This is a genomic window from Shouchella tritolerans (assembly GCF_025770735.1).
GTDB classification, from domain to species: domain Bacteria; phylum Bacillota; class Bacilli; order Bacillales; family Bacillaceae_D; genus Shouchella; species Shouchella tritolerans.
The window spans coordinates 495,567-522,374 of record NZ_JAODPB010000003.1; the positions used below are offsets into that span (position 1 = coordinate 495,567).

A 26,808-nucleotide genomic window follows, 5' to 3' on the forward strand; every position below is an offset into this window, starting at 1 on the left:
TATACTGTATGGAGAGGAAAGGGGGATTGAAAATGGAATTTAAACAGATTGTCAATAAGATGATGGAACAAAATGTAAAAGCAGTAGGGGACGAGCATGTTGTTGTTTTAGCTGATTTAGAGAAAGAAGAAATTGGCCGGCGCGTGTTTGACTCTTTGTGTGATCTCGGCTACGCTACTGACTTTGTGTTAATACAAACACGGAGTCGTTCAGGGGAAGAGCCGCCGTCCACAGTCGCCGACATGATGAAAGCAGCGGACATTTGTTTTTGTATTTGCCAACACTCCTTAACACATACAAGCGCCCGGAAAGCGGCAAGTAGCCAAGGAACCAAAGTGCTGACAATGCCAGGGATCACAATGGACATGTTCACTGAAGGGGCAATGAAAGCAGACTACACGAAAGTAGTTGCTTTGACAGAATCATTTACGAAACGCCTTAACCAAATTGATTCAGCTGTGATTAAGACAGGTCCAAATGGCGAATATGAACTGTTCCTAAATCTTAACGGACGTAACGGCATTAGCAGCACAGGCGTATTTCCAGGGCAAGGGGCGTCAGGCAACTTGCCTTCTGGAGAAAGCTATATTGCCCCGCAAATCGAAGGCTCACACGGCCAATTTTGGGTGGACGGCTCGATCGCTGGCATCGGCAAACTGTCAGAGCCAACGTTGCTTACAGTGAAAGATGGACGGCTCGCGAGCGCTAGTGGGAACGAAGGAGCTAAATTGTTAGAATTACTAGGTGACGGCGATGGCCGTTACATTGCCGAATTTGGCATTGGCACAAATGAAGCTGCCCGCGTAACTGGCAATATCCTCGAAGATGAAAAAGCATACGGTACGATTCACATTGCCTTTGGTTCAAGCAAGACATTCGGTGGCACAATTGAAGCCGGTGTCCATTTGGACTGTGTTACCCTTTCACCAAGTGTTTGGCTTGGAGACGAACATGTGTTGGAAAAGGGAAAAATCGTGCAATAAAGGAAAAGCTTCTGCCTGGAGACAGGGAGAAGCTTTTTTTGCTGTGCCGCTTGTTGAAGTTCGACAACAACCCTTTCTAATAAAATGTTAAACTTAAAAAAGCGATACTTTTTGCAAAGTGGGAATGGACACACAACTACCTTTGCAAATTTAGTACGGACCGTGTGATGATACGACTGACATAACGAGGGGCCAACAAATGGAGAATACGATTGCAAATCACCATAACCGATTATTGCTTTCAGGTTTTTTAAGTTTAGCGGTGGTCATGGGGGTTGGAAGGTTTTCGTACACACCAATCTTTCCCTATATGGAATTGGACCAATTGCTGACCCCCTTTTCTGCAGGGCTGTTAGCAACCTTTAATTACATAGGCTATTTTATAGGGGCATTAGGGGCTAGATATGTACCGCGAAGTAACAAGTGGCTATACATTGGGCTAGGCGTCAATATTGGAACGACTCTATTAATGGGCTTGATGGAAAATTATATTCTCTGGTCCATATGGCGGTTGCTATCAGGCATTACAAGTGGCATGGTTTTTGTGATCGTCTCTAACTTGATTTTATCCCGTTTAAATCAAACCGGCAAAATGTATTATTCCGGCTTCCTATATGGAGGGGTAGGGTTTGGGATATGCGTTTCAGGGATAGCGATCCCAACGATTCAATCCAATTATGGCTGGGAAGGGGCATGGTTAAGTTTAGGACTTTTAAGCGTCGCCTTTATGGTTGCGGTCTTTTTGGGGATGTGGAAGCAAGGGAACAGCGATGTATCAGCTTCTTTAAGTGATCAAACACCCAAAAATAGACGTCCGGAAGTCGTCCGAAAACAAAAAAAAGCAAAGTATGCTTTATATATTTCTTATACAGGTGAAGGTTTTGGCTATATTATCTTCGGAACGTTTATAACAGCTATGTTGGTCAAAAATCCATCTTTTACATTTGAATCTTCTTATGTGTGGGCGATCGTAGGTGTTGGCGTCATTCCGTCTTGTCTTTTCTGGTCTTGGCTCGGCACAAGGGTGTCTTCGATTCGCGCGCTAAAATGGGCGTATATGACGCAAATCATTAGTATTTTACTACCAGTGTTTACAGATCACCTGCTGCTGACATTGCTTTCGGCGTTAGGATTTGGTGCTACGTTTATGGGAATCACGACACTTACGCTCACTCTGGCGAAATCATTAGAGGCAGCAGGGCCAAATTTAGTAAGTGGATTAACGGCAGCTTACGCGATCGGTCAATTATTGGGGCCTGTTGTGGCCGGTACACTCATTTCTGTAAATGATTTCACCATTCCATTTATGATTTCAGCAGTTGTCCTTGTAGCTGCTTTGATCACCATAAATTTCATAAAAGATCAGAAAGGGGATACGTTAAATGCCGTACGTAAACATCAAAGTCACTAAAGAAAATGGAGGTCTGACAAAAGAAGAAAAGCATACTTTAATTAAAGGTGTAACCAATTTGTTAGCTGAAACATTAAACAAAAATCCGGCATCAACGGTAGTCGTGATTGATGAAATTGACATGGATAACTATGGCCTAGGAGCTGAGCAAATTTCGGATCGAAGAAAAGCAGGAAAATAAAAGAGAGTACGGAATTCTTTATTAGCAATCTCCCTAAAAGGTAGTAGAACCACAGCCTTTAGGGGGATTTTTTAATGTCTTTCCGCCTTAAAGAAACCATTATTGAGGAATTGTTAAAAGTGTTCGGTAATGGCTAAATGTAAAGGCATTGAGGACGCTTTTTTGCTATACTCATACTGGCATATTCATTAAATAAGTTCTGCTAAAGGGGGCTGGCAATGAAAAATAGACGACGATCATTACTTGAAGTATTACTCGTTTCCACAAAGCTGGGCCTCACTTCTTTTGGCGGTCCCATTGCCCACTTAGGCTATTTTCACGAAGAATATGTACGAAGACGAAAATGGCTTGATGAAGAAAGGTATGCGGATCTCGTTGCATTATGCCAGTTTCTTCCTGGACCGGCGAGCAGCCAAGTAGGTATAGGGATTGGCGTTATCCGCGCAGGTACATTAGGAGGAATTGTTTCATTTATTGGTTTTACTCTTCCTTCAGTCCTTGCCTTAATTGGATTTGCGTTGTTCGTCGGCAAGTTTGGCGTTGGCGAAATGGGACTTATCCACGGGCTGAAAATCGTTGCCGTAGCGGTGGTGGCACATGCGATTCTCGGCATGGCGAAAAACTTGACTCCTGACTTGCGCCGCAAAATGATTTGTTTGTTTGCCTTGCTTGCCGTTTTGCTTGTACCCTCTGCATTTGTGCAAGTGGCCGTCATTTTGCTTGCAGGTTTGCTTGGCTATTTTATGTTTGCAAATGAGGTCAACCCGAATCAAGAGCGTTCTGTCGCCTTTCCATTATCGAAAACAATCGGAGTCGTGTCCCTTTCCTTGTTTTTCATTTTGCTTGTTGGTTTGCCAGTGTTGGCGACGGCAATGCCCTCTCAGTGGCTAGCCATGTTCGATTCTTTTTACCGGGCAGGTTCTTTAGTGTTTGGCGGCGGTCATGTCGTCTTGCCACTATTGGAGAGGGAGTTTGTTCCAACAGGCTTGATTGGAGAGGAGGCGTTTTTGGCAGGCTATGGGGCAGCACAAGCCGTGCCAGGGCCGTTGTTTACATTTGCCGCTTATTTAGGGGCAGTTATGAACGGATGGACAGGGGGATTGTTGGCGACAGGGGCCATTTTCTTGCCTGCGTTTTTGCTCATATATGGCACATTGCCTTTTTGGAGCGCATTACGGGAAAACGCAAAAATGAAGGCGGCGTTAATGGGGGCTAATGCTGGGGTTGTCGGCATATTAATTTCAGCGTTTTATACACCGATTTGGACAAGCACGATCCAGCATGCCACTGACTTTGCCTTAGCCGCCGTGTTGTTTTCCATGCTCGCTTATTGGAAATGGCCGCCATGGGCCGTTGTTGTTGTCGGTGCCGCATGTGGCTTGCTGTTTTTCTAATCGGTTTGCTATCGATAGAACGGCTCGTATTGTTGTTAAATGGCCCAGGTTCATTCATTTAGGTGCCAGCTCCTGCTTACAACTAGGTGAAGCTTTAGGAGAGCGATCAATCCTAGCGAGATTGCTTATAAAAGTCGTGAAAAACCTTACTGACGCAAGTCGAAATTGCCCTAGATTACAAGACGAATGTTCGATCACAAGTTGGGCATGCTACAAACATGAACCTAAATCATGGCAGATGTTTAAATCGGGCCGGAACAGGAAATGGTGTAGTACGACATAAAAATCAAGGAGGTTTTTCTACATGGCCACGATGCTAGCGGGCATTCAACTTATACCAAATGGCAAAGAAGACCACACAGGAGGCATTGCTAATAAAGTGATTGACGTCATTGAACAGTCTGGTTTGCGGCACCGGGTTGGCCCGCTTGAAACGGTAGTGGAAGGGGAGTTCGATTCCTTAATGGCGTTGTTGCGCGATGTCCATCAACAAGCGATCCAAGCAGGAGCTGAAGAACTTCTAACTAACGTCAAAATGCATTACCGTACAAATGGCGTCTCCCTCGAAGATAAACAATCAACCTAATCAGGAGGATGAATGAGGCAGGCGAAATAAACGGGGATGAGTATATGACCGAGACAAATGATGACGTATATGAGCGTTTGTCTACAGTTTGAAAGCTTCCGCCATTCGACGGAAGCCTTCACTATGATATAGGTCTGTAAGCCTAGGTGAAAAATCACAGGATACTCAAGCATTTTCTCCTTGTTTTTCTTTTTGTTCACGCAGCTTAAATTTCTGTACTTTCCCTGAAGCGGTCATTGGAAAATGGTCGACAAATTCAACGACTTGTGGAATTTTAAAATGGGCAATCTGTCCCTTACAATAGGCTTGGACTTCAGCTGCTGTAAGGGAGTGGTTTGCCTTGAGACGAATCCAAGCAGACACGATTTCACCATATTTAGGATCAGGTAGGCCTACAACTTGAACATCTAAAATTGCTGGATGTGTATATAAAAATTCCTCTATTTCCCGTGGATAAATGTTTTCCCCGCCACGGATAATCATGTCTTTTAAGCGGCCCGTAATTTTGCAATAGCCGTCTTCGTCCATAATCGCAAGGTCGCCTGTATGAAGCCAGCCGTCTCCAGTTAACACTTTGGCTGTTTCTTCAGGCTGTTTGTAATAGCCTTTCATGACATGATAGCCCCTAGTTAGCAGTTCCCCTTGAACCCCTGCAGCCACTTCTTCCTGTGTATCAGGGTCGACAATTTTCACCTCAACATTTGGCAAAGCTCGCCCAACCGTGTCTGTTCGCCGTTCTAGCGAATCATTTACGCGTGTTTGCGTAATGACAGGAGAGGATTCCGTTTGGCCATAGGCAATGGTAATCTCAGTGATGCCCATTTTCTCAATCACATCTTTCATTACTTCAACAGGGCAGTTTGAACCTGCCATAATGCCAGTACGCAATGAAGAAAGGTCATACGTATCGAATGTCGGCAAGTTCAGCTCAGCAATAAACATTGTTGGTACGCCGTGAAGCGCTGTACACTTTTCAGCTTGGACAGTTTGCAAGACTTTCTCTGGATGGAACTCTTCTACAGGCACCATTGTTGCTGCCACGCTAACGCAGGCTAGTGTCCCAAGGACGCAGCCAAAACAGTGGAAAAATGGTACAGGAATACAGAGGCGGTCTTGCTGAGAAAGTTCCATGCAAGCAGCAATATTGCTTGCGTTATGGATTAAATTGCGATGTGTCAGCATAACGCCTTTAGGAAAGCCTGTTGTTCCAGAAGTGTACTGCATATTAATGGCATCATCGACGTCCAGCTCACTCATTAAGCGGTCAAGGGCGGCATCGGTTACTTGGTCGCCCATTTTGACAATGTCGTCATAAAGCCACATGCCAGGCTTGCGTTCTTTTCCTAAGTAAATAATATGCTTAAGATAGGGAAATTCAGCTGATTCCAGTTTCCCAGGTTCAGCAGCTTGTAGTTCAGGAATTAACCGGTAAAGCATTTCTAAATAGGAAGTCCCCTTGTATCCTTCCATTACGAGCAGTGTGGTCGTATCAGACTGTTTTAACAAATAAGCAAGCTCAGATTGCTGGTAGTTCGTATTGACGGTAACAAGGACAGCCCCCATTTTCCCTGTAGCAAATTGAGTTGTCACCCATTCTGGACAATTTGTCGCCCAAACGGCCATATGTTCGCCACGCTTTATGCCTAAGCGCATAAGCCCTTTTGCCAACTGTCTGCACGAGTGATTAAAATCTTTGTAGGAAAGTCGTAAATGATGGTCGGGGTAAACTAGCGCTTCGGTGGAAGGGTGCTCCTCAGCCATTCTTTCTAATAAACTCCCGATTGTCTCTTCTCTCATTAACATATTGTCCCTCCTTGTCAAAATCGAGCAATTCGTTGTTTGGTAAATTCGCTGATGGGAAGGCAAATCCTTCCCGGGGTGCTCGTAAAGGGGTGAAACCTTTTAGGACGTTGGAAAGTATATCATAACAGATGATTTCGAGACTACGTTGAAAAAACACCTAAAAGAAAGAAAGGCCCCTTTAAAACTCGTTCTTTTATAAAATATGTAGTTGCGAAAAAAACAATGATTCGTTACGATTAAAGAGGCACAATCATGGTTTGTGGCAAATCAAAAAGCAGTTTAGCGTCATTTTTTTTTGCAACAGGGGGTTCGAAAAGGAAACAAAAGGAATAGCAGGATAAGATGACCAGGTGAAATTTAGTGAAAATAAGGACTATTGTCATGGTAAAAAGGAGAGAGGACATGAAAAAGCAGTTAGCTGTATTGATTGGAGTCAGTATGTTAGCAGCATGTAATCAAGGCGCTGGAGGAGAGGAGGAAAAGGCAAAAGAGGAGGAACTTACGGCATCATCGGTTTTAACCGCAGCTGAAAAGGCCCATCAAGACCTGCAATCGGTTGAAGTTTCATTTTCACAAATAGATGAAATTGGTTGGGAAGAAGAGGGTGTTGCTTCCTATGATTTTGCCGGAAACGTTACTAATATCGAAACGGAGTCGCCTAAATTAACGCTGTTTAAAGACAGTGAAGAGTTTTTGTTCATCGGCGATAGCTCTTATAGCCGAGACGAAAAAGCGAAATATGAAAGCCTTTTAGACAGGATGACGAGCCAACATAAAAATCCGCTCGCTCATTTTAAGGAGTATGATGAAAACCTTTTCGACAAATTTGAGCTTGAAGAAAAGGACAACTCTTATGTGTTAACGTATAACGGCAGTGAGGATGACCAGCTGTTGTTGATTGAAAGTTTAGCGCAATCATATGTTGACTACAATGTAAGGACTTGGGGAGAAGACCCAGAAGACATTGAATTTGATGAAGTCACTGCTGATTCATTTGAGTTGTCTTTTGATATTGATAAAGATACAAACCGTATTATGAGCTACAAAATCAAGGCTGATTATGCCATTGACATCGACGGCTACGAACGTGAATTTGAAGCAGATGACAGTTATATCTTTTCTGCGTTCGACGAAGTAGCAGCGCTTGAAAAGCCAGACAAAGATTTAACGGCTGTTGGCAACTTGTCATACGATCAGCAAGAACAGTATCAACAAGAGGCAGCGGATTATGTCGATGCCGTGATTCAAGCAACTGTTTTCCAAAATGAAGAAGAATATGCAGCCCGTGCTCCTGGAGATCAATCAGAGGATGAGAAAAAGGAAGAAGGGACAAAGCAGAAAGAGGAATTTGGCGACTTATTCAAAATGTTTTTTGGGTTAGGCTTGGAAGAGTTGAACGTTAATGAAGACGTCATCGAGGAGGCGTCTACAGCCTACTTGAAGTTGCTGCAAGGCTCCAATTACTTAATGCTAGAATCAAATGCCCAAAGCGAGGACACGTTTGAAGTTGTAGTAAGCGTAGAAGGCGTTATGCTTGATAACATTCAGCGCGAAATTGATTTGTTGTTGCAAAATGAATTGAACAGCGGCAGCATTAGTGAAGAATCATCAGAAGAAGAGATCGTTCAGGCGATGGTAAGTGTGCTTGAAAAAGTGGCTGCTGAAGACCATTTGGCAGAAGCGCGCGAAGTAAGTGTGGAAGTAAACCGTGCTGGCGGCAGCTATATGATCTTAGATCAAGACCAATACTTAGATGCGTTTATCCAATAAATCGCTATAGCGAATGAAATGGTCTCATACAAGCAAAAACCAAGTTGAGTCGTATACCCAACTTGGTTTTTGCTGCCTATTCACCTTTTATACAATGCGTTACCGTTTTCGTTTGAGCAAGCGCGCGATCTCTAAAATTTCCTGCTCGGAAAATTCAGGGTCCTTTTCATCTGTATCCATTTCTTCTAAAGAAAGGGAGAGCTTAAATTTGCTATCCAAACTTGCGAGAAGGGCGTCGAGGCTTTTGATCCGCCGCCTCGCTTCACTGGCGAAGTACTCGCCTTCGATGTGATAATGGAGGCCATTTTTTTTAGATGGAATCGCTTCTAATTGGGTGTGTTGGCTGTCTAGCTTATGTTCAGAATGAATAAATTCCCCTGCCTCTTCAATGGTAGCTGAGACTTGTTTCTCGGTGGAGGAACGGCGCAAAGCTGGTGATTGTTTTACACGGTGCATGTAGTTATACCAATAGCTCGGGCTTTTGCCGAAATGCTTTGCTAAGTCAGCAGGCTTGATTTTCTTTTCAATCCAGGCAGTAATTAATTCCTTGCGGTCTACAATATTAATTTTTCCCCATTCTGTGAAGTCTTTCATTCTCTTGTAATTATTTTTGTACTCTTCCAACTGGTCTTTTGGCAAAAATGGCAGTTGCCTAATCTTGCTTGAATGGTTTTCGCCAGTAGGGGGTTTTCTATCTAACTTCGGCAAGCCAAGAATGTTGAGGACATTTGCTAAGTTTGCTGTATTCCAACCTTCGACTGTAATGATGCGCGTGTTTCCGTATTGCTTACGCTCTTCTTCCAACAAGCGGCGTTGGTCTGCTGTTTTCATGCTCATGAATTCATCATAAGAAGGGAATGGCATGGCAAAAAGTCTCCTTTATAATAGCTATTTTGAAGGCTTGTCCATTACTTTCGCAATCCTTTAAGGAACGAGTAGACCATAAACAAACAATTAGTCGATATGGAATATTCAGAAGAAAACGTTTTCACGGAGTCTTTTTACATATATATCATATTTCTCACGCGTTGACAATAACGAATGAACGATTCATTGTTTTTTTGAAATCTGTTTTTTCATTTCCAATAATAACAGGATCCGTTTTTTCTAGTGGCCACAGACAGGTTCAAGTGATTCGATCATGGATGATATACTGAATAGAATGAGAATGATGATAGAGGGAGGTGCGAGCCATTTTTCATTTATATTTTCTAATCGTCCTTCTATATATAACTGACCAGATATACCATACTCCATGGGTTCAAACGGTGAGTGGTATTCTCGCATTCATTGTTATAGTCGTTAATATTCGAAGAGCTCGTCAGCTATACTTATGGGCTGGCCTTTCTTTCTTCTTATTAGGGTTTCTTTTTTATTTTATTTATGTCCCAAAAGAAGTTGTTTTTTTTAACTTGTTTGGCTCAATGACTGGATTGTTGGCACTTTTGTTTGTTTTACCGTTTATGAGCACCATTATAGCAGCAGGCAAGTACGACCGCGCACTTGGGCAAATGATTAGCAAGCCTCCTAAATTAAACATGGTTCGGCTATATCGACGCACATCGGTGATGTCGTATATGCTGACGCTATTTTTAAATGTGGCCACTGTCCCGGTTGTTGTGGCGACGGTCAAGAGCAAGCTTAGCCAAGTCAGCTCTGCTGTCATCCAACGCTTTTTTGCCCACAGTATATTGCGGGCATATGCCCTTGTTTTGTTATGGAGCCCTACGGAAATTCTCGTCGCTTCCACGATTGATTTGACAGGTACAAATTATGTGGCGTTGTTGCCGACGCTACTTGTAATAAGCGTCCTGTTTCTCTCAATTGACTGGTTTTTGCACAACCGCCAATTAAAAGGGGGCGAGCTTATTGTACAGCAGGAACAAATAGGGAATCCTAAATTATTGCGGCGGAAATTAATGCAGCTCGCAATAGCGATTACGGGTTTTATCGTTTTGCTTCTTGCTGTAAATGCGTTTATCCCGCAATCATTTTTATTTTCGGTAACCGTGCTTATTATCCCATTCACGTTTTTATGGGCAGTGGTGATTAAAAGGCCAAGGCGCTTTAAAAAACTTGCTTTTCTCTATTTAAAGGGCAATACGACACAGCTTCACAGCTTGTTTTTCTTGTTTTTGGCGGCAGGCTTTTTTGTGGAAGTGTTTCCTTACACAATTTGGTTTGAGTATATGAATGCCTTTTTTGCTTTTACTTATCAAGAAGGATCGTTGTTTTTGTTTTATTTGCTTGTTGGATTATGCGTTTTTGGCTTTGCCCTTATCGGCTTCCATCCTCTTATTTCAATTGCGATTCTATCACCGTTTTTACAAGAACAAGTTGCGGCCTATCCTTACGGCATCAGCCTATTGCTCATTGGCGTTGGACTTGGCACAGTCATGATAGGCCCATTTAATGTTACACCAACGATTTTGGCGATGCAGCTAAATGCCAATCCGTACAGCATTATCCGTAAGAACGTTGCGTTTGCTTTTAGCTATTTATTGTTTATTGTTGTGATTGCCTATGTGTGTAGCCTGTTGATTGCATGAATACATGGCGTGCTGCTAATGGTGACGTACTTCTATCGGGCAAATCGGTTTACGCAATGTTAACAGTGAAAAGGCAGTTCCTTCCCTTCTTGAAGAAGTGCTAACTGTTTTTGGACCATTTCAGCCTTGCTTTTCAAGCCAACAGTTTGAAAGAGTGTAAAGGACAGTTGCAAATCCAATAGCGCTTCTTCTTGTTGGCCAAGGCGGTGAAACGATTTGCCGCGCATGTAATGAAGTTCTCCTTTAATAGGCAAATAGTCGTTTTCACTCGTGAGTTTCAGTCCTTTATCTGCATATTCAATCGCTTGGTAGAAATCGTTGCTTTCATATAACAACTGTACCAAATGGTCATATATACGCAAATAGAGGGCGAGGTTTGTATGGGCAGTTTTTGGACAAGGTGTTTTTAAGGCTTGTTTAAAAAGGCGTATCGCTTGGTCATTGTTGCCCTCTTCAGAATGGAGCAGCGCTAAACGGATAAGAATCCCTAGCTCTTGGGCGCTAGGCGTTGATTTAGTAGCATATCCTGTAGCGTTTAACGCGCTGTTGAGCAATTGCATTGCTTCGTGTTGATTATCGTCTACATAGTAAACAATAATTGCTTGATGCCAAAGCAGAAACTGTCGTAGTTTAGGTGACTGAAAAGTTGGGTTATTCAGGTGCTCAACCACAAGTGCTTTCACTGCCGCAAAGTCATCACGACGGATCGCATGCCTAATCTCTTCCAGAATGAAGGAAACCCAATCATCGACTGGTTTTTTCGTTTCTAACAGCAATTCATCTAGCTTTAAGCCTAGTACATCGGCCAAGCTAGGATAAGTGGACAACGTTTGTTTACTGGGCTCTCGTTCAATTGGGCGTAATGACTGGTGACAAACTCTCTCTTCACTCTCGGCTTGGTTGATAGAAACCAAGCTTTTTTCTCCTCCATTGCGTTTTGTCATAAAGGCGTCTTCTGACATTAGTGCACCTCCTGAATGAGAATAAAGGAATGGACCTTTTATACTAGTTTATAACCTTATTTTTCATATTTTTCAATAGTGATCTGATGATTATCACGATAATGATAAAAAAATGAGGCAAGAATGAAACGGAAGAACGGTTGTTGTCCTTAATGTTGCAAAGCCGAAGAGGGAAGACATACGTTGCCCAAATATGTATAAAACGAGAAAACATGCGATAATGGAGCAAACGAAAAAACGACGTTTTGTCTTGAAAAGGAGTGTAATAGAAGATGACAAGTTCGATAAAAATAGAGAGGCTGTCGATTGGAAAGCCAAAAACGCTCGATTATGGCGACGGCAAACAGATGGTTAGCGGCATCCAGAAACAGCAAACAGAAGCGGTGTTTTTGTCTAAAAATGGCTTTGAAAGGGATGATGTTGCCGATAAGAAAAACCACGGCGGCCCAGATCGAGCGGTTTGCCTATATCCGTACGAACATTATGCAAAATGGGAAAAAGAATTTGGAAAGCCCCTTCCTCCAGCAGCTTTTGGCGAAAACGTGACGGTGACGAATATGCTAGAAAAAGATGTCCACATAGGAGATATTTTTCAATTAGGAGAGGCGATCATTCAAATCACACAAGCACGCAACCCATGCAGCACGATCGACAAACACACGGGGTTTAACTCGCTATTAAAACGAATTGTTGAAACAGGATATACTGGTTATTTAGCCCGTGTGCTCCATGAAGGTATTGTACGAACTGATGGGGAAGTTGCACTTCTTGATCCTCATCCTGACAAAGTGTCGGTTTTGTTTGTCTGTGAAACGTATTTCCGCAAGCCAACAGACAAGCAGTCGATGGAACGAATTTTAGCAGTCGATGCTCTAGCGGACGAATGGAAAGGGAAAATGCGAAAAAGGTTGGCGAAGTTGCAATCGTAAGACTGCAAAAGTCAAAGCAAAGATCTATCTTGTGGATACGACTATATCTTCTGCAGGTGCTACGGTTATTCTCATTACTCCAACTGTATAGTTCAGCACCTGCCGAACCGAACCAGAAGCAGAGTCCCAGAAAAAGGAATTGACCAAATCAGCCTCTAACAATGGAGGCTGATAATTAACGATTGCGCTAAAGTCCTTATTAACGGAGGGTTCTTTTATTCATTAGTAACCACACCAGCGTAGGTAGAAAATCGGTAAAGTTCTATTATGATAACTCGTTCTCCGTGATTTCTGTATCGATTTCCTTTAAAATTTCATGAAACCAGGCCACGTTCACTTTATGGTGTGAAAGGGAATTTTCTAACATACGGCGGAAATTTTTCATAAGATTTGCCCGATTTGTCAAAGTGTCCTCTAAGAGAGCAATTTTTTTCTCTGTTTGTTTAATTTGAACAAGAACGAGTTCTTTCATCTTTTCTTTGTCGTATTCACCTTCGAAAAGCATTGCGCTATAAAAAGATAGATTTATATAATCTGTTTTTGACCCGTACTTTGTCATTAAACGATTAAACTCCTCCACTCCTAAATCGGTAAGAATGTATTTGTTTTTTTCTCTCGATTCAGCTTCTCTTTCTTCAACAATGCGTTGAATCATTCTTTTTTCCTCTAACTGTTGAATATTGTAATAAAATGACCCTTTGGTGTAATTGACGACAAACTTGTAATGTCTCTCATTCATAATGGCCAGAAGCTCATACCCGTAGGAACCTGGTTTTTCTTTTAACAAACCTAAAATTAATAGTGGGATCAATGGATCACTCCTCGCTTTGATTGATTTTGGAAATATGAGAAGAAAACTCTTTAAAACTCAATTGTCCTAAAGCAAACTTCGTACTTTGAACAAACATGGCTTCATTTTTAGTAAGTTCACGCTTTGCTTCCTTAGCAATCCATTCATCCTCGATGTCCAAAGGATCTATAACGTGTTTTTGTTTTGAAAAAGCTTCATAATACCGTAGTCCAAATTTCCTTTGGGAGGTCGCATCAATATGAATGCCATCTGGATTTGCTGTCAAGCCTTTTGATGTTACAAAGTAGCAGTTTTCTTCGTTATCAGCAATTTTATACAAAATCTGGTTTATTTGCTTAAACTCTACAGCGTTTTTTCCAAATCCGCTCTCTCCAAGATAACGCCCTAATTCACCGACAATAATAGGGATATTTGGTACATTCAATTTTTCTCTCAAATGTATAAATAATGAGAGCAACTTATTCTCATATGTCTTAAAACGTTCTCCGAAACTGTCACTTTCTCCTTGGTGCCATAATATCCCTATTAATTCACTCGTTTCCGTAGCGAACGTTGCTTCAGAGATCGCATGTCTGACCAGTGGACCGTCTATTGTCCACTCATCAATAGAGCTACCTCCTTCCGCACATGGAATTAACCCAATGGATTCACCTGGATGATCCGTTGTCCAAGCCTGAGCAAAAGAAGCGGCTGGCCCAATACCAGATACATGCCGATCAAAATGGAGGGGTTCAGCCATCATTTGCCATCTGCCATTCCGCAACATATGGATGTGCTCATTATAAATAGGCGGTACGTCTTCAACAAATCCTCTTCCCGCCATATTTGATTGTCCGATTAATAAAATTGATTTCATCGTAAAACCTTCTTTCTTTGATTGCGACAGTCTAATTAGACTGTAACGCTGAGTATGAGGTCTAATTAGACTTTTGTCAAGACAAGTTGCTTGATTGCCCCCTAACGAAACTTTTTCTAGCTCCATTTGAACATCGACGGGCTTTTTGAATTTTGCTGTAACAATAAGGGACTGACTTTTCATGATCGACAAAGGTTTGTATTTTCTTGAACGGTGTTCAATCAAATTAACCCATTGACAGTCTATTCGAACACAGTTAGAATTTTTATAAATCATATCAACTTACATGGGTTTGTCTGTAAAGGAGAAAGGGGAGAGTAATGGCTTACGTTTTTGAGCAAATGAAGGCAACCGACTATGAAAAGGTAAATACCAAGTTGGAAAATCGGGATAGCCTGGATATTTTGCGTTGGGCGAATCAAACGTATGGTGAAAAGCTCGTGTACGCTTGCAGTTTTGGAGCCGAAGCCATGGTGCTGCTTGACTTGTTGTCAAAGGTGCAAAAAGAAGCCCACATTTTATTTTTAGATACAGATTTTCATTTTACAGAAACATATGAATTGATCGAACGTGTAAAGGCACGATACCCGAATTTTCGTATCAACATGGCTAAGCCAGCTTTGTCTCCAGAGGAACAAGCGAAACGTTACGGCGAGGAGCTATGGCTTAGAAACCCAGACCAGTGCTGCCAAATTCGAAAATTGGATGTGCTGGCTCGTGAGCTTGAGCCTTACGATGCTTGGCTGTCAGGGTTAAGGCGTGAGCAGTCTCCGACACGAGCAAATACCGAGTTTGTTAATCAGGATAAACGCTTTAAAAAGGTGAAGGTTTGTCCGTTGATCCATTGGACGGAAGAAGAAATATGGATGTACATTAAATTGCATCAATTGCCTTACAATGAGCTGCACGACCATCACTACCCGAGCATTGGCTGTACGTACTGCACGAAGGCGGTCATGCCTGGGGAAGATGCTCGAAGTGGCCGCTGGGCGGGAACAGGAAAAACAGAATGCGGGTTGCATGCACCAACGAAAGGGGATTCATGAATGGAAGCGGTAAAAGAGACAGAACTTGTTCAATTATATGATCCGGCTTATGATACAACAGGCATCACAAACGAGATTGCACTTGATGGTTTTGCCCTCTCTGACTTGGAGTTACTTGGAATTGGCGGTTTTACACCGCTAACTGGCTTTTTAAACGAAGATGATTATCATTCTGTTGTCAAATCAATGCGATTAGCGAATGGAGCGCCTTGGAGCATTCCGATTTCACTGCCAGTTACCGCTGATGAGGCTTCTGCCTTGGGTGTTGGTGAACGTGCAAAGCTCGTTTACAAGAACGAAACTTACGGCGTCATTGAAATCGAATCGATTTATACGCCTGATAAAAAAGTCGAAGCTCAGGAAGTATACCGTACGACGGACGAAGCCCACCCTGGAGTAGCAAAAATGTATGCACGACCGCCGGTTTATGTAGGCGGGCCGATTGTATTGACAAAACGCGTAAATTATGAACGCTTTGCCTCTTACTATATCGACCCAATCGATACGCGGCGGATTTTTGCTGAGAAAGGCTGGAAGACAGTCGTTGGCTTCCAAACGCGCAATCCTGTGCATCGCGCCCATGAATACATCCAAAAAGCAGCTCTTGAAACGGTTGACGGGCTGTTCTTGAATCCGCTTGTCGGTGAAACAAAGGCAGGGGACATTCCAGCCGGTGTACGAATGAAAAGCTATGAAGTGTTGCTTAAAAACTATTATCCAAAAAACCGTGTCCATTTATCGGTGTTCCCGGCAGCAATGCGTTATGCCGGTCCCCGGGAAGCTATTTTTCATGCGCTAGTTCGCAAAAATTACGGTTGTACTCATTTTATTGTTGGCCGTGACCATGCAGGTGTCGGCAATTATTATGGCACCTACGATGCACAAGAAATTTTTAAAGAATTTGAAGAAAGCGAGCTTGGCATTAAGCCATTGTTTTTTGAACATAGTTTTTATTGCAAAGCTTGCGGTAACATGGCATCGCAAAAAACATGTCCTCATGAGCCTGAGCACCATGTTATTTTATCAGGGACAAAAGTGCGGCAAATGTTAAAAGAAGGCGTGCTTCCTCCACAAGAATTCAGCCGCAAAGAAGTGGTTGAAGTGTTGATGCGCGGATAGGTGATAGAAAAAAAGAGTAAGAGGGAGCGGCAATGATGGAGGTGGCAGCATTTGCGATTGCTTTTTTCTTCGCAATGAATATCGGCGCAAGCGGAACAGCAGCAGCGATGGGCCCTGCTTACGGAAGCGGGGCGATTAAAAAGAAACGAGTAGCAATGCTTCTTGTTGGTGCTTGCGCTTGGCTTGGCGCGCTGGCAGGAGGCGAAGTGGTGCGGACGATCGGCGAAGGGATTGTGCCGCCTACTATTATGCAAATGGAAGTCGTTGTCATTGTGTTAGGTGCAGCTTGTTTAACCTTATTTTTTGCTAACCTAATCGGCATTCCCTTGTCAACGAGCGAGGTTGTTGTCGGCTCCCTTGTCGGGGCTGGCCTTGCGTATCAAGCCCTTTACTGGCAGCAGCTGCTCATAATTATGAGCTTTTGGATTGTCATTCCGTTTGCCGCGTTTTTTCTCGCACTCGGGGCTGGAAGAACGATAAAAAAGCATCAAGCCCATTTGCCATTTTTGCGTGGCGATGGAAAATGGCATAAGCCTCTCACCTTCATTCTAATCGCTTGCGGTTGTCTCGAAGCTTTTTCAGCTGGAATGAACAATGTTGCCAATGCCGTCGGCCCTCTTGTCGGAGTAGGGGCACTAGATGTGACAACGGCTGCTATTGCCGGTGGATTTTTTGTTGCCCTTGGCGCCCTTTTACTCGGCGGAAAAGTGCTGGAGACCAATGGCAAACATATTACCAATCTTTCGCTGCTGCAAGGAAGTACAGTCTCGTTTACCGGCGGAGGGCTTGTCATCATTGCTTCGATTTTCGGTTTGCCCGTCCCCCTTACGCAAATTACGACTGCGGCTATTGTCGGTATCGGCACAGCGGAAAACGGTTTTGTCCTTTGGCAGAAGTCTGTCATCAGGCGGATTCTAAAAGTATGGATTGTATCGCCTTTGTTTGCGTTGGCTGTTTCCTATAGTTTGATTTTGCTTTTCCGCTCGCAAGACTATTATACACTTGTTGTGATTGTCAGCGTCTTTATCGCGACAGTAGGTGCAATCAGCTTATACCGGTCGGTCCGCCAAGACAAAGAACAGACGATGCGTGATGGTGAAGGCATATAAACAATTTACATAAGGGGAATTTCCTATGACAAAAACGAATTCAAATCTCGTCTGGCATGAAGCGAGCGTCAGTAAACAGGAAAGGCATGCACGTCATAACCATAAAGGCTGCGTGCTTTGGTTTACAGGACTTTCAGGTTCGGGAAAATCGACGCTTGCTAATGCTTTGGACCGTTCATTGTTTGATGCGGGGCTGTCAACGTACGTGCTTGACGGAGACAACATTCGCCATGGCTTAAATAAGGATTTAGGTTTTTCGGATAGAGATCGGCAGGAAAACATCCGCCGCATTGGAGAAGTTGCCAAATTATTTGTCGATGCTGGTACAATTGTATCGACAGCCTTTATTTCGCCGTTTCAGTCTGACAGAGACCAGGCAAGGGCTCTACTAGCAGACGGCGAATTTGTAGAAGTGTATGTGAAATGCCCCCTTGAAGAGTGTGAGCGCCGTGACGTCAAAGGGCTTTATAAAAAAGCGCGCAATGGGGAGATTCCTCAATTTACTGGCATTAGTTCCCCTTATGAGGAGCCGGAAACGCCTGAAATTACCGTCGATACGAGCGTGCAAACAGTGGAAGAATCAGTAGAACAAATCATTGGCTGGCTAGAAAAGCATCATATTCTCACTCGGTAAAAACGCAGGCAAAGTAAACGGAAGGCAGTGATAGCAATGGCACAAAAGGGAACGGTTTATTTAATTGGTGCAGGGCCAGGCGATTGCGGTTTATTGACGGCAAAGGGGCTTGACATTCTTCGCCAGGCGGACGTTTTATTATACGACCGTCTTGTCAACCCACTTTTGCTGGAAGAAACAAAGCCAGGGGCTGAGCTGCTATATGCAGGCAAGCTGCCGAACCGCCATATTCTTCGCCAAGAAGCGATTCATGACGAAATGGTGCGCCATGCCCAAAAAGGAAAATGCGTCGTTCGTTTAAAAGGCGGCGACCCAAGCGTATTTGGACGCGTTGGTGAAGAAGCAGCCTTTCTCGACGAATACGGCGTACCTTACGAAATCGTTCCGGGCGTGACAGCAGGAATGGCGGCGCCAGCTTATGCAGGCGTTCCTGTAACCCATCGCCTTCACGGCGCCAACTTTGCCATTGCGACGGGGCATAGCCGCAGAGACACCGGCTTGCCTGAAATCGATTGGAAGGGGCTTGCCTCCATCGACACGGTTGCTTTTTATATGGGCATTAAACATTTGCCAGCCATTGCTGAAAATTTAATCACGCATGGTCGCCGGAGGGACGAAAAAGTGTTGTTAATTCAATGGGGGACAACAAGCAAACAGCGGACTCTTATCGCTGACTTAGGCACGGTAGCCCGAAAAGCAGAAGCTGAACAGTTTACCAACCCAGCTATTGCCCTCATTGGGGATGTCGCAGCTCTTTATCAAGGAAAAAGTTGGTTTGAGCGTAAACCATTGTTTGGCTCGTTTCCGCTAATTGCCAATAGCGACGGTTCTTCTCAGCTTGCATCTCTCTTAAAAGAAGAAGGGGCTGAAACGTTTGTATACCCCCGTTTCCATGAGGTGGATGAAGAAGCCCCGCTTATTCATTGGGAAACGGCCACAGACATTGCCTTCTTTGAAGAGGAGGATGTCGTTGTCTTTTTTCGATGGCTCCAAGAAAGAGGACTTGATATCCGTACCCTTTCTGCCCAATTTAGCGGTGAAACCGATTCGGCGGTAGAAGCTCTTCAACAACGCGGGCTTGCCCCTACTCAGGGGAGCAGTCCATTAGGTTCAGACCGATTCTTTTTAAGCCGTGGGGGCTTAGGTGGCAAACCTGGCTGGAAACATGTTCAAACGAGGGAACGAATCGTTGCCCCGTCCACGCAAACGACGATCAACCGTCTACTCGATGAAGGGCACTTGACCGATCTTGTCTTTTTGAGCCGTGAGTCCGTCGAATGTTTTGGCGAAGCGTTCGCTGCGATCGGCAGAGAGAAGGAAATAAGGGAGTTAAATGTGCTTTGTTTAAGCGATGAAGCGAAAAAAGCAGCGATTTCCTATGGTTTGTCGCCGCAAGTCAAGCAATCTGTACTGTCGTCATGGATGGAGGGGATGTATGCAGGCGATTTTATATGTGGGCCACGGTAGCCGCGTCAAAGAAGGAAACGACCAGTTTCGTGCTTTTTTAAAAAAAGCCAAAAGCCATTTTTCCGGCGATTATTTCCAAACGGAAGCGTTTATTGAACTTAGTAAACCGACGATTGCCGAAGGGATTGATCGGTGTGTACAAAACGGAGCAACGGCAATTGCCATCATTCCCGTATTGTTATTGACGGCCCACCATGCGAATATGGACATCCCTCAGGAAATACAAGCGGCTAAGAGAAAATATCCTGATGTTGCATTTGCCTATGGCAAGCCGTTTGGCATTCAAGCCGATGTCATTGATGTTGCTTTAAGACGGCTTGCTAATGCAGGGCTGCCACTGCTTGCAGAGGAAGGCAAGCGGCAAGACGGTACGACCGTTCTTGTTGTCGGCAGAGGGTCAAGCGATGGCAATCAACCAAGTGATGTCGCTAAAATTGCCCGTCTACTCTATGAGAAAACAGCGTGTGACAACGTCGAAACGTGTTTTATGGCAGCAACAACGCCAACAGTTGCCCAAGGGTTAGCCAAAGTGGAGAAACTTGGTGCGCAGCGTGTTTATGTGCTTCCGTATTTGCTCTTTACCGGCATTTTAATGAACGAATTGGCCAACACGCTAGCAGACAGAAAAGGAAACACAGCCACTGCATATGTGTTATGCGAATTCCTTGGGAGCGATGACGGGCTCGCGCCTGTGTTGATAGGCCGCGTCAATGAGGCGCTTCGTGAAATAAATGGGGGATGTGGATGAGTGCGTTGCCGTTTATGCTTGAGCTAAGCATGTTAAAAACCGTGGTAGTCGGCGGGGGGCAGCTTGCCTATAAGCGGACGTTAAGCATCGTTGAAGCAGGTGGACACGTAACCGTTGTGGCGCCCACACTTCATCCGCAGCTCCAAGCGTTAGCGTTAGCCGAAAAACTGCGCTGGGAAGCACGCTATGCAAGCGGCGATGAATGCTTTCTCGCTGATTTGCTTTTCCTCTGTACCGATCAGCCACTTGTGCACCAACAGTTGTTGCGAAACCGAGCACCGCGTCAGCTCGTTTATGTTGGCGACCAAGCGCAAGCAGGCCATGTTTATGTGCCGGCTAAAATTGAGAAAGGGTTGCTCACAGTTAGCATCTCGACAGCAGGAGCAAGCCCAAGTTACACCAAGCGGATAAAGGGGCAAATCGCGAACTTGTTGCCAGAGCATGCCGCTGAAGAACTTGCGTTTCTCCAGAAAGCACGGGAGCTTGTATTAGCGAGCAATGCGGAAAACGAGGAAAAACGCGCTCTTTTGCAAGAGCTCGCTTCACCAGAACGTCTGCAAGATGAGTGGCGCGAGCAATGGCTAGCTGACCAACTGCGACGGATAGCCGAAGGTAAACAAAAATGAAGACGATACGAGAGGTGGATTGTGGTGCAGCTCCAGACGACAAACAGCCCATTCAGCCAAGAACAAATAGAGCTTTTAAATAAGTTGCTGCCAACGCTAACCGATACACAGAAAAGCTGGATAAGCGGTTATTTGGCAGCAACAGCAAACGCGGCTCTTAGTGAAGCAGCGATAACGGTACCAGCTGAACTTAGCGCACCGAGTGAAGCTGCCCAGGAAAACAAAGAAGTGACTGTGTTATACGGTTCACAAACAGGCAATAGCCAACAGCTCGCTGAAGAAATTAGCCGCAAACTGGAAGACAAAGCGTATCATGTGACACTGGCATCGATGCATACATACAAGCCAAAAAACATAAAAGACGTTACGAATTTACTTCTTATTGTTAGTACGCATGGGGAAGGCGAACCGCCAGATAACGCCATTGCTTTCCACGAATTTCTACTTGGGCGCAAGGCGCCGAAATTGTCGGATGTGCATTTTTCAGTGCTTGCTTTAGGGGACTCATCTTATGAATTTTTCTGTCAAACAGGGAAAGAGTTGGACCAGCGCTTAGAGGAGCTTGGAGGAACGCGGTTGTATCCACGTGTTGATTGTGACATTGATTTTGACGAGGATGCAGCCGAATGGATGGAAGGTGTTCTTGCTGGCCTTGAAAAAGCAACGGGTATACCGTCAGCGGCGAGTTCCGCAGCTCCGCTATTAACAGATGCCACGGCTACTGTTTACAGCCGCACCAATCCTTATAAAGCAGAAATACTTGAAAATATCAATTTAAATGGCCGTGGTTCAAACAAGGAGACGCGCCACTTGGAGCTTTCTCTTGAAGGGTCGGGATTTACATTTGAGCCTGGCGACTCGGTTGGCATTTTTCCGGAAAATGACAGCGATTTGGCCGATCAGTTGATTGCCGAAATGGGTTGGAACGGTGATGAGTCGGTGCCAATTGGCAAGCAAGGCGATGTGTTGCCGTTGCGGGAGGCACTAATCCGTCATTTCGAGATAACGGTTTTAACAAAGCCTCTGCTTGAAAAAGCGTCGCTGCTTTCCAAAAACAATGCTTTAAAGGAATTAGTGGCAGCTGGCAATGAACAGCAACTTCGAGCTTATCTAGAAGGACGGGACATTCTTGATTTGGTTAGGGATTTCGCCCCATGGGAAGGAACAGCAGGAGACTTTACTGCTATTCTCCGCAAAATCCCACCACGTCTGTATTCAATTGCTAGTAGCTACCGTGCCAATGAAGACGAAGTCCATTTAACCGTTGGCGCTGTCCGCTATGACGCTCATGGACGTAAACGGGCAGGCGTTTGCTCCGTACAGTGCGCTGAACGCAAAGCGCCAGGGGAGACATTGCCGATTTTTATTCAGCGCAACCCGAATTTTCGCTTGCCTGAGGATGGGAGCACACCGATTTTAATGGTCGGTCCAGGAACAGGAGTAGCCCCTTTCCGAGCCTTTTTGGAAGAACGGGAAGAGACAGGGGCAGAAGGGCCAGCTTGGCTATTTTTTGGTGATCAGCATTTTTCGACCGACTTTCTATACCAAACCGATTGGCAGCGCTGGATGAAAGAAGGTGTACTAACGAAAATGGATGTCGCTTTCTCACGTGACCAGGACGAAAAAGTCTATGTGCAGCACAGAATGTTAGAGAAAGCAGATGAAGTGTTCCAATGGCTAGAAGATGGCGCTGTTATTTACATTTGTGGGGATGAAAAACAAATGGCGAAAGACGTCCATAAAACCCTCGTTTCGATCATCGCCAAACAAGGCAACCGCAGCGAAGAAGAAGCAGAAGCCTATCTCAGCAACTTACAGCAAAATAACCGTTACCAGCGCGACGTATATTAATGGAGGGAGAAAATGATGGCAGACCAAAAAGTTGCACCGACGCAAGATGGACCTCCTAGTGATGTCGAACGCATTAAAAGAGAAAGCAATTATTTACGTGGTACTTTAGCTGAAACATTAAAAGAACCATTAAGCGCCGGCATCCCAGACGACGATAACCGTTTAATGAAATTTCATGGCAGCTATTTGCAAGATGACCGCGACTTGCGTGAAGAGCGGCGCCGACAAAAGCTCGAGCCTGCCTATCAATTTATGGTGCGTGTCCGTCTTCCTGGTGGTGTCGCAACACCGAAACAATGGCTCGCTATGGATGATCTGGCCCATCGCTACGGCAATGGCACGCTTCGACTAACGACACGGCAAACGTTCCAAATGCATGGCATTTTAAAATGGAATATGAAAAAAAACATTCAAGGCATTAACGCTGCTTTAATGGATACGATTGCGGCTTGTGGCGACGTAAATCGAAATGTGATGAGCACACCCAATCCGTACCAATCGGAAGTCCACGGCGAAGTCTACGACTGGGCAAAAAAACTGAGTGAAGCGCTCTTGCCAAAAACACGTGCTTATCATGAAATTTGGCTTGACGAAGAGAAAGTCGCGGGCACCCCTCAGCAAGATGAAGTAGAACCAATGTATGGGCCTCTTTATTTGCCAAGAAAATTTAAAATTGGTGTTGCCGTTCCACCTGCAAATGATGTGGATATCTTTTCGCAAGACATTGGTTTTATTGCCATCTTGGAAGAAGGCAAGCTAACAGGTTTTAATGTTGCTTGCGGTGGCGGAATGGGCATGACGCATGGCGATACGAAAACCTACCCGCAACTGGGCCGTGTCATTGGCTTTTGCGAGCCCCAACAAATCATTGACGTTGCTGAAAAATTGATTACGATTCAACGGGATTACGGCAACCGTTCAGTCCGGAAATATGCCCGATTTAAGTACACGATTGACCGCCATGGCTTAGACTGGTTAAAAAACGAGTTGCACGCTCGCCTTGGCTGGGAGCTAGGAGAAGCACGCCCTTTTCAGTTTGATCATAACGGTGATCGGTATGGCTGGACAAAAGGAGTAAAAGGACGTTGGCATTTGACGTTATTCATCCAAAATGGCCGGATTCAAGACACGGACGATTATCAACTAATGACTGGCTTGCGGGAGATTGCCAAGATTCATACAGGCGAATTTCGTTTGACTGGCAATCAAAATGTAATTATCAGTAACGTAACGGCGGCGAAGAGAAAAGCGATTCAAGCAATTGTTGAAACATATGGGCTAACAGACGGCAAACATGTTTCGGCATTGCGCCGCAACTCGATGGCTTGCGTTGCTTTTCCGACATGTGGCTTAGCAATGGCTGAATCAGAACGGTACTTGCCTTCACTCATTGACAAACTGGAGTTTGTCCTCGATGAAGCAGGCATCCGCGACGAAGACATCGTCATCCGCATGGCTGGCTGTCCCAATGGCTGCTCACGTGCTGCATTAGCTGAAATCGGTTTTATTGGCAAAGCGCCAGGTAAGTATAACCTATATCTTGGCGGAGGATTTGCTGGGGAGCGCTTGAGCAAAATGTACAAAGAAAATATCGGCGAGGCGGAAATCATAAAAACATTGGAGCCGATCTTGTATGCTTATGCGAAAGAACGAGAGGAAGGCGAGCGTTTTGGCGATTTTGTCATCCGTAAAGGTTATGTAAAAGCAGTCGAGTCGGGAACTGATTTTCATCAATAAAAGGAGCGCCACTAAGCATGGAGCCTAGTGGCGATTTCTTTGTTGCAAAGCAAAAATCAAGCTGTCACTTCCGCATTTTTCGTCATCTTCCGCAGCAACCACAGCAACCCAGCAATCAACGCCGCAGTTAGAAAAAACGAGAAGAAGGGAGAAGGCGAGAGGCCGCCGGTCCAAATGAGCACGGGATCAGGGACGTCTAAGCCCCAAAAGTGGTTGTGGACGATAACGACTGCCACACTAAGCATGATGATGCCAAACCCGGCATAAGGGTTAAATTTATAGTAGCCTGCGCTAATGAACCAGCCTAACAAGTAGAATAGGAAAAAAGTGGATAGCATTGCTGCAGTTTGGATGAAAAGCGATTGTTCCATAAAGGGCCAAGAACGACTTAATTCCCAACCGGCGACGGAGTAGACGAGCGATTCCAGGCCGTACAAGATAAGTCCGGCTATGGTCATAATTATGGATAAGCGAGCGCTAGCTGACACCATCCCTTTAAAGTAGTCTTTGCGCGTAATGCCGTTGGATACATAGTATTCCAAGAAGCCTCTCATAGACAGCAAACCAAGAATTAAAAAGAAAATCCGTGTAGATTGCAGATAGCCTTGTAAGAGGGACCAGTCATAGGCTGATTGGTAACTGAGCAAAATGATAATCACAAGATAGACGCCAATAAAAATTGCTGTATACCATTTACTCCATTTCGCAAATGTATGCAATGTCGCCTTGGCAACGAGTGTGCTTTTATTCATTATGCCCCTCCTCTGTCAAATGGATAAATAGTTCTTGTAAAGCAACTGGGCCAATTTGCAAACCTTGTTGTTCGGACAGGGCTCGTTCTCTTTCTGTTAATTCTCCATAGACCATCGCCGATTTTGTCTGTCCTAGTGTCTGTTCATTTAGTACTTTCTTTCCTAATGTAAATTCATCAACCGCTGCGACATCGCCAGTAATCGTCGTTCCCCGGGATAACAATGACTCCGTATCATCATGGAGCATAAGGGAACCTTGATGAAGGATGAGGACGTCTTCCAGCATCGAAGCCACTTCGGAAATAAGGTGTGTGGACAGGATGATTGTTCTTGGATGTTCCATATATTCTTTGAGCACTTCTTTATAGAAAATGTCACGAGCTGGCGCGTCCATGCCTAAATAGGCTTCGTCAAAAATCGTAATCGGTGCCCGGCTTGCTAGTCCGGCTATGACATGGGCGGCAGACTGCATCCCCCGTGATAATTCATTCATCGGCGAATGAATAGGCAGTTTAAACCGTTCTACAAGGTTCATGGCATACTCCCAATCAAAATGGGGACGGAAGAGGGCAACACCTTTTAAATATTCCTCTAAACGATCTGAATCTGAATCAATTTTGACATCACGAATAAAGCTGATGTTTTCAACAATCGCTCCGTTCTCAAAGACGTCCTCGCCGTTAACGGTAATCGAGCCACTCGTCGGGTTTCGGAATCCCGCCAACAAGGACAATAGCGTTGTTTTCCCTGCGCCATTTCGTCCGAGCAATCCATAGATTTTGTTCTGTTCAAGTGTAAACGAGACATGGTCAATAATCGTTTTATCCGAAAGACGTAGCGTAAGCTGTCTCGCTTCAATCACAGGGTCGATCATTCTATTTCTCCTCCTATTGACTTAATCATTTCTTGTAACTCTCCTTCAGTAATGCCGAGTTTTCGTGCTTCTTGCAGCATACTTCGGACATAATTTTCTTTAAACGCTTGTTTGCGCTTCTTAATAAGCTTGCTTCTGGCTCCGCTTTTGACGAACATGCCAACGCCTCTTTTCTTGTACAGAATGCCATTGTCAACCAATTGGTTGAACCCCTTTAAAACAGTTGCTGGATTGATTTTATAAGTAGCCACTAGCTGGTTCGTTGAAGGGACTTGTGCCTCTTCTGTCAATGTGCCATTCACAATTTCATCTTCAATCATCTCTCGTATTTGTTGAAAGATGGGTTTGTTTTCATCAAGTGAAGGTTTCATGTGATCCCTCCTTTTTCGGAATTTTAGAGAGCATGAAGATGGGCTGTAGTTTGTTATTTGGTTAGTTGGTTATGTAGTTAACCATATATGGAATGGAGTTGGCTGTCAAGTGGTTAAAAAACTCAATTGCGATGTTTTGGCAAAGAAAAGCACCCAAAGCGAAATGCTTGGGTGCTTGATCTCGTATAATCATTATTTGCTTTGCGTTATCTTAGTTGGAGTAGTGTTCTATACTCGGG

General features: G+C 44.5%; 25 protein-coding genes. 17 read left to right on the plus strand and 8 right to left on the minus strand.

Going from position 1 to position 26,808, the window contains the following annotated elements; genetic code table 11:
- Positions 1-32 precede the first annotated feature (32 nt).
- The 5 genes from N6H06_RS12715 (at position 33) to N6H06_RS12735 (ending at position 4,555) form a co-directional block, all read left to right on the plus strand.
- Entirely contained in the window at positions 33-983 is a 951-nt protein-coding gene (locus N6H06_RS12715; protein ID WP_263706958.1) for an aminopeptidase, read from the plus strand.
- A 199-nt stretch (positions 984-1,182) separates the two neighbouring features.
- On the plus strand, positions 1,183-2,394 hold the full coding sequence (locus tag N6H06_RS12720) for a YbfB/YjiJ family MFS transporter (RefSeq protein WP_263706960.1): 1,212 nt from the start codon (positions 1,183-1,185) through the stop codon (positions 2,392-2,394).
- Complete coding sequence (locus N6H06_RS12725; protein WP_062748316.1) at positions 2,366-2,575, plus strand: 2-hydroxymuconate tautomerase family protein; 210 nt, start codon at positions 2,366-2,368, stop codon at positions 2,573-2,575. The genes N6H06_RS12720 and N6H06_RS12725 overlap by 29 nt, the downstream gene beginning before the upstream one ends.
- A 218-nt stretch (positions 2,576-2,793) precedes the next feature.
- A complete protein-coding gene (gene chrA, locus N6H06_RS12730) occupies positions 2,794-3,969 on the plus strand; it encodes a chromate efflux transporter (RefSeq protein WP_062748314.1) in 1,176 nt (391 codons plus the stop codon).
- A 304-nt stretch (positions 3,970-4,273) separates the two neighbouring features.
- Entirely contained in the window at positions 4,274-4,555 is a 282-nt protein-coding gene (locus N6H06_RS12735; RefSeq protein WP_062748312.1) for a thiamine-binding protein, read from the plus strand.
- A gap of 165 nt (positions 4,556-4,720) precedes the next feature.
- Here the strand turns inward: N6H06_RS12735 and N6H06_RS12740 are convergent, their stop codons facing one another.
- A complete protein-coding gene (locus N6H06_RS12740; protein WP_404830350.1) occupies positions 4,721-6,358 on the minus strand; it encodes an AMP-binding protein in 1,638 nt (545 codons plus the stop codon).
- A 402-nt stretch (positions 6,359-6,760) separates the two neighbouring features.
- Here N6H06_RS12740 and N6H06_RS12745 point away from each other — a divergent pair, with 402 nt between their 5' ends.
- Positions 6,761-8,128: a DUF6612 family protein gene (locus N6H06_RS12745; protein ID WP_263706964.1), complete on the plus strand. Its 1,368-nt coding sequence runs from the start codon at positions 6,761-6,763 to the stop codon at positions 8,126-8,128.
- A 99-nt stretch (positions 8,129-8,227) separates the two neighbouring features.
- On the opposite strand, the gene N6H06_RS12750 is transcribed toward N6H06_RS12745, so the two are convergent.
- Positions 8,228-8,992, minus strand: coding sequence for a hypothetical protein (locus tag N6H06_RS12750; RefSeq protein ID WP_263706966.1), 765 nt, complete (start codon positions 8,990-8,992; stop codon positions 8,228-8,230).
- A gap of 404 nt (positions 8,993-9,396) precedes the next feature.
- Between N6H06_RS12750 and N6H06_RS12755 the strand changes: the two genes are divergently transcribed.
- The gene (locus tag N6H06_RS12755) at positions 9,397-10,677 is read left to right on the plus strand and encodes a hypothetical protein (protein WP_062748307.1); all 1,281 of its coding nucleotides are present in this window, start codon (positions 9,397-9,399) and stop codon (positions 10,675-10,677) included.
- 59 nt (positions 10,678-10,736) lie between these two features.
- Here N6H06_RS12755 and N6H06_RS12760 read toward each other — a convergent pair whose 3' ends face one another.
- On the minus strand, positions 10,737-11,639 hold the full coding sequence (locus N6H06_RS12760) for a hypothetical protein (protein ID WP_263706969.1): 903 nt from the start codon (positions 11,637-11,639) through the stop codon (positions 10,737-10,739).
- 272 nt (positions 11,640-11,911) lie between these two features.
- Here N6H06_RS12760 and N6H06_RS12765 point away from each other — a divergent pair, with 272 nt between their 5' ends.
- Positions 11,912-12,568: an MOSC domain-containing protein gene (locus N6H06_RS12765; RefSeq protein WP_263706971.1), complete on the plus strand. Its 657-nt coding sequence runs from the start codon at positions 11,912-11,914 to the stop codon at positions 12,566-12,568.
- Between the two features lie 265 nt (positions 12,569-12,833).
- On the opposite strand, the gene N6H06_RS12770 is transcribed toward N6H06_RS12765, so the two are convergent.
- Both N6H06_RS12770 and N6H06_RS12775 read right to left on the minus strand, forming a co-directional pair.
- Complete coding sequence (locus tag N6H06_RS12770) at positions 12,834-13,379, minus strand: PadR family transcriptional regulator (RefSeq protein ID WP_062749086.1); 546 nt, start codon at positions 13,377-13,379, stop codon at positions 12,834-12,836.
- Positions 13,380-13,383: 4 nt separating this feature from the next.
- Complete coding sequence (locus N6H06_RS12775; protein ID WP_263706974.1) at positions 13,384-14,235, minus strand: sialate O-acetylesterase; 852 nt, start codon at positions 14,233-14,235, stop codon at positions 13,384-13,386.
- Between the two features lie 320 nt (positions 14,236-14,555).
- Between N6H06_RS12775 and N6H06_RS12780 the strand changes: the two genes are divergently transcribed.
- The 9 genes from N6H06_RS12780 to cysI are packed head-to-tail and all read left to right on the plus strand — an operon-like array spanning position 14,556 to position 24,572.
- Positions 14,556-15,281, plus strand: coding sequence for a phosphoadenylyl-sulfate reductase (locus N6H06_RS12780; protein WP_404830351.1), 726 nt, complete (start codon positions 14,556-14,558; stop codon positions 15,279-15,281).
- Positions 15,282-16,400 (plus strand): sulfate adenylyltransferase, encoded by a 1,119-nt coding sequence (gene sat / locus N6H06_RS12785; RefSeq protein ID WP_062748299.1) that lies wholly within the window; start codon positions 15,282-15,284, stop codon positions 16,398-16,400.
- 32 nt (positions 16,401-16,432) lie between these two features.
- A complete protein-coding gene (locus N6H06_RS12790; RefSeq protein ID WP_302475447.1) occupies positions 16,433-17,509 on the plus strand; it encodes an inorganic phosphate transporter in 1,077 nt (358 codons plus the stop codon).
- 25 nt (positions 17,510-17,534) lie between these two features.
- Positions 17,535-18,143, plus strand: a complete 609-nt coding sequence (gene cysC / locus N6H06_RS12795) for an adenylyl-sulfate kinase (protein WP_011245469.1) — start codon at positions 17,535-17,537, stop codon at positions 18,141-18,143.
- Positions 18,144-18,179: 36 nt separating this feature from the next.
- A complete protein-coding gene (cobA, locus tag N6H06_RS12800) occupies positions 18,180-19,610 on the plus strand; it encodes a uroporphyrinogen-III C-methyltransferase (protein WP_263706980.1) in 1,431 nt (476 codons plus the stop codon).
- Entirely contained in the window at positions 19,579-20,358 is a 780-nt protein-coding gene (locus N6H06_RS12805; protein WP_062748293.1) for a sirohydrochlorin chelatase, read from the plus strand. The genes cobA and N6H06_RS12805 overlap by 32 nt, the downstream gene beginning before the upstream one ends.
- Positions 20,355-20,984, plus strand: coding sequence for a precorrin-2 dehydrogenase/sirohydrochlorin ferrochelatase family protein (locus N6H06_RS12810; protein ID WP_062748291.1), 630 nt, complete (start codon positions 20,355-20,357; stop codon positions 20,982-20,984). Before N6H06_RS12805 ends, N6H06_RS12810 begins: the two co-directional genes overlap by 4 nt.
- Before the next feature lie 24 nt (positions 20,985-21,008).
- On the plus strand, positions 21,009-22,835 hold the full coding sequence (locus N6H06_RS12815; protein ID WP_062748289.1) for an assimilatory sulfite reductase (NADPH) flavoprotein subunit: 1,827 nt from the start codon (positions 21,009-21,011) through the stop codon (positions 22,833-22,835).
- Positions 22,836-22,850: 15 nt separating this feature from the next.
- The gene (gene cysI, locus N6H06_RS12820; RefSeq protein ID WP_062749084.1) at positions 22,851-24,572 is read left to right on the plus strand and encodes an assimilatory sulfite reductase (NADPH) hemoprotein subunit; all 1,722 of its coding nucleotides are present in this window, start codon (positions 22,851-22,853) and stop codon (positions 24,570-24,572) included.
- Between the two features lie 56 nt (positions 24,573-24,628).
- Here cysI and N6H06_RS12825 read toward each other — a convergent pair whose 3' ends face one another.
- Genes N6H06_RS12825 through N6H06_RS12835 form a run of 3 tightly spaced genes read right to left on the minus strand, consistent with a single transcriptional unit; the run spans position 24,629 to position 26,569 of the window.
- On the minus strand, positions 24,629-25,324 hold the full coding sequence (locus N6H06_RS12825) for a hypothetical protein (RefSeq protein WP_062748287.1): 696 nt from the start codon (positions 25,322-25,324) through the stop codon (positions 24,629-24,631).
- Positions 25,317-26,198 (minus strand): ATP-binding cassette domain-containing protein, encoded by an 882-nt coding sequence (locus tag N6H06_RS12830; protein WP_213029229.1) that lies wholly within the window; start codon positions 26,196-26,198, stop codon positions 25,317-25,319. Before N6H06_RS12830 ends, N6H06_RS12825 begins: the two co-directional genes overlap by 8 nt.
- Positions 26,195-26,569 (minus strand): GntR family transcriptional regulator, encoded by a 375-nt coding sequence (locus N6H06_RS12835; protein WP_062748285.1) that lies wholly within the window; start codon positions 26,567-26,569, stop codon positions 26,195-26,197. The genes N6H06_RS12830 and N6H06_RS12835 overlap by 4 nt, the downstream gene beginning before the upstream one ends.
- Positions 26,570-26,808 lie beyond the last annotated feature (239 nt).

Coding starts and splice junctions, on each gene's coding strand:
- cobA (WP_263706980.1), top strand. CDS start 18,180: ATGGCACAAAAGGGAACGGTTTATTTAATTGGTGCAGGGCCAGGCGAT.
- N6H06_RS12780 (WP_404830351.1), top strand. CDS start 14,556: ATGGCTTACGTTTTTGAGCAAATGAAGGCAACCGACTATGAAAAGGTA.
- N6H06_RS12775 (WP_263706974.1), bottom strand. CDS start 14,235: ATGAAATCAATTTTATTAATCGGACAATCAAATATGGCGGGAAGAGGA.
- N6H06_RS12720 (WP_263706960.1), top strand. CDS start 1,183: ATGGAGAATACGATTGCAAATCACCATAACCGATTATTGCTTTCAGGT.
- N6H06_RS12745 (WP_263706964.1), top strand. CDS start 6,761: ATGAAAAAGCAGTTAGCTGTATTGATTGGAGTCAGTATGTTAGCAGCA.
- sat (WP_062748299.1), top strand. CDS start 15,282: ATGGAAGCGGTAAAAGAGACAGAACTTGTTCAATTATATGATCCGGCT.
- N6H06_RS12825 (WP_062748287.1), bottom strand. CDS start 25,324: ATGAATAAAAGCACACTCGTTGCCAAGGCGACATTGCATACATTTGCG.
- N6H06_RS12810 (WP_062748291.1), top strand. CDS start 20,355: ATGAGTGCGTTGCCGTTTATGCTTGAGCTAAGCATGTTAAAAACCGTG.
- N6H06_RS12725 (WP_062748316.1), top strand. CDS start 2,366: ATGCCGTACGTAAACATCAAAGTCACTAAAGAAAATGGAGGTCTGACA.
- chrA (WP_062748314.1), top strand. CDS start 2,794: ATGAAAAATAGACGACGATCATTACTTGAAGTATTACTCGTTTCCACA.
- N6H06_RS12715 (WP_263706958.1), top strand. CDS start 33: ATGGAATTTAAACAGATTGTCAATAAGATGATGGAACAAAATGTAAAA.
- N6H06_RS12835 (WP_062748285.1), bottom strand. CDS start 26,569: ATGAAACCTTCACTTGATGAAAACAAACCCATCTTTCAACAAATACGA.
- N6H06_RS12735 (WP_062748312.1), top strand. CDS start 4,274: ATGGCCACGATGCTAGCGGGCATTCAACTTATACCAAATGGCAAAGAA.
- N6H06_RS12790 (WP_302475447.1), top strand. CDS start 16,433: ATGATGGAGGTGGCAGCATTTGCGATTGCTTTTTTCTTCGCAATGAAT.
- N6H06_RS12805 (WP_062748293.1), top strand. CDS start 19,579: ATGCAGGCGATTTTATATGTGGGCCACGGTAGCCGCGTCAAAGAAGGA.
- cysC (WP_011245469.1), top strand. CDS start 17,535: ATGACAAAAACGAATTCAAATCTCGTCTGGCATGAAGCGAGCGTCAGT.
- N6H06_RS12760 (WP_263706969.1), bottom strand. CDS start 11,639: ATGTCAGAAGACGCCTTTATGACAAAACGCAATGGAGGAGAAAAAAGC.
- N6H06_RS12830 (WP_213029229.1), bottom strand. CDS start 26,198: ATGATCGACCCTGTGATTGAAGCGAGACAGCTTACGCTACGTCTTTCG.
- cysI (WP_062749084.1), top strand. CDS start 22,851: ATGGCAGACCAAAAAGTTGCACCGACGCAAGATGGACCTCCTAGTGAT.
- N6H06_RS12750 (WP_263706966.1), bottom strand. CDS start 8,992: ATGCCATTCCCTTCTTATGATGAATTCATGAGCATGAAAACAGCAGAC.
- N6H06_RS12765 (WP_263706971.1), top strand. CDS start 11,912: ATGACAAGTTCGATAAAAATAGAGAGGCTGTCGATTGGAAAGCCAAAA.
- N6H06_RS12740 (WP_404830350.1), bottom strand. CDS start 6,358: ATGTTAATGAGAGAAGAGACAATCGGGAGTTTATTAGAAAGAATGGCT.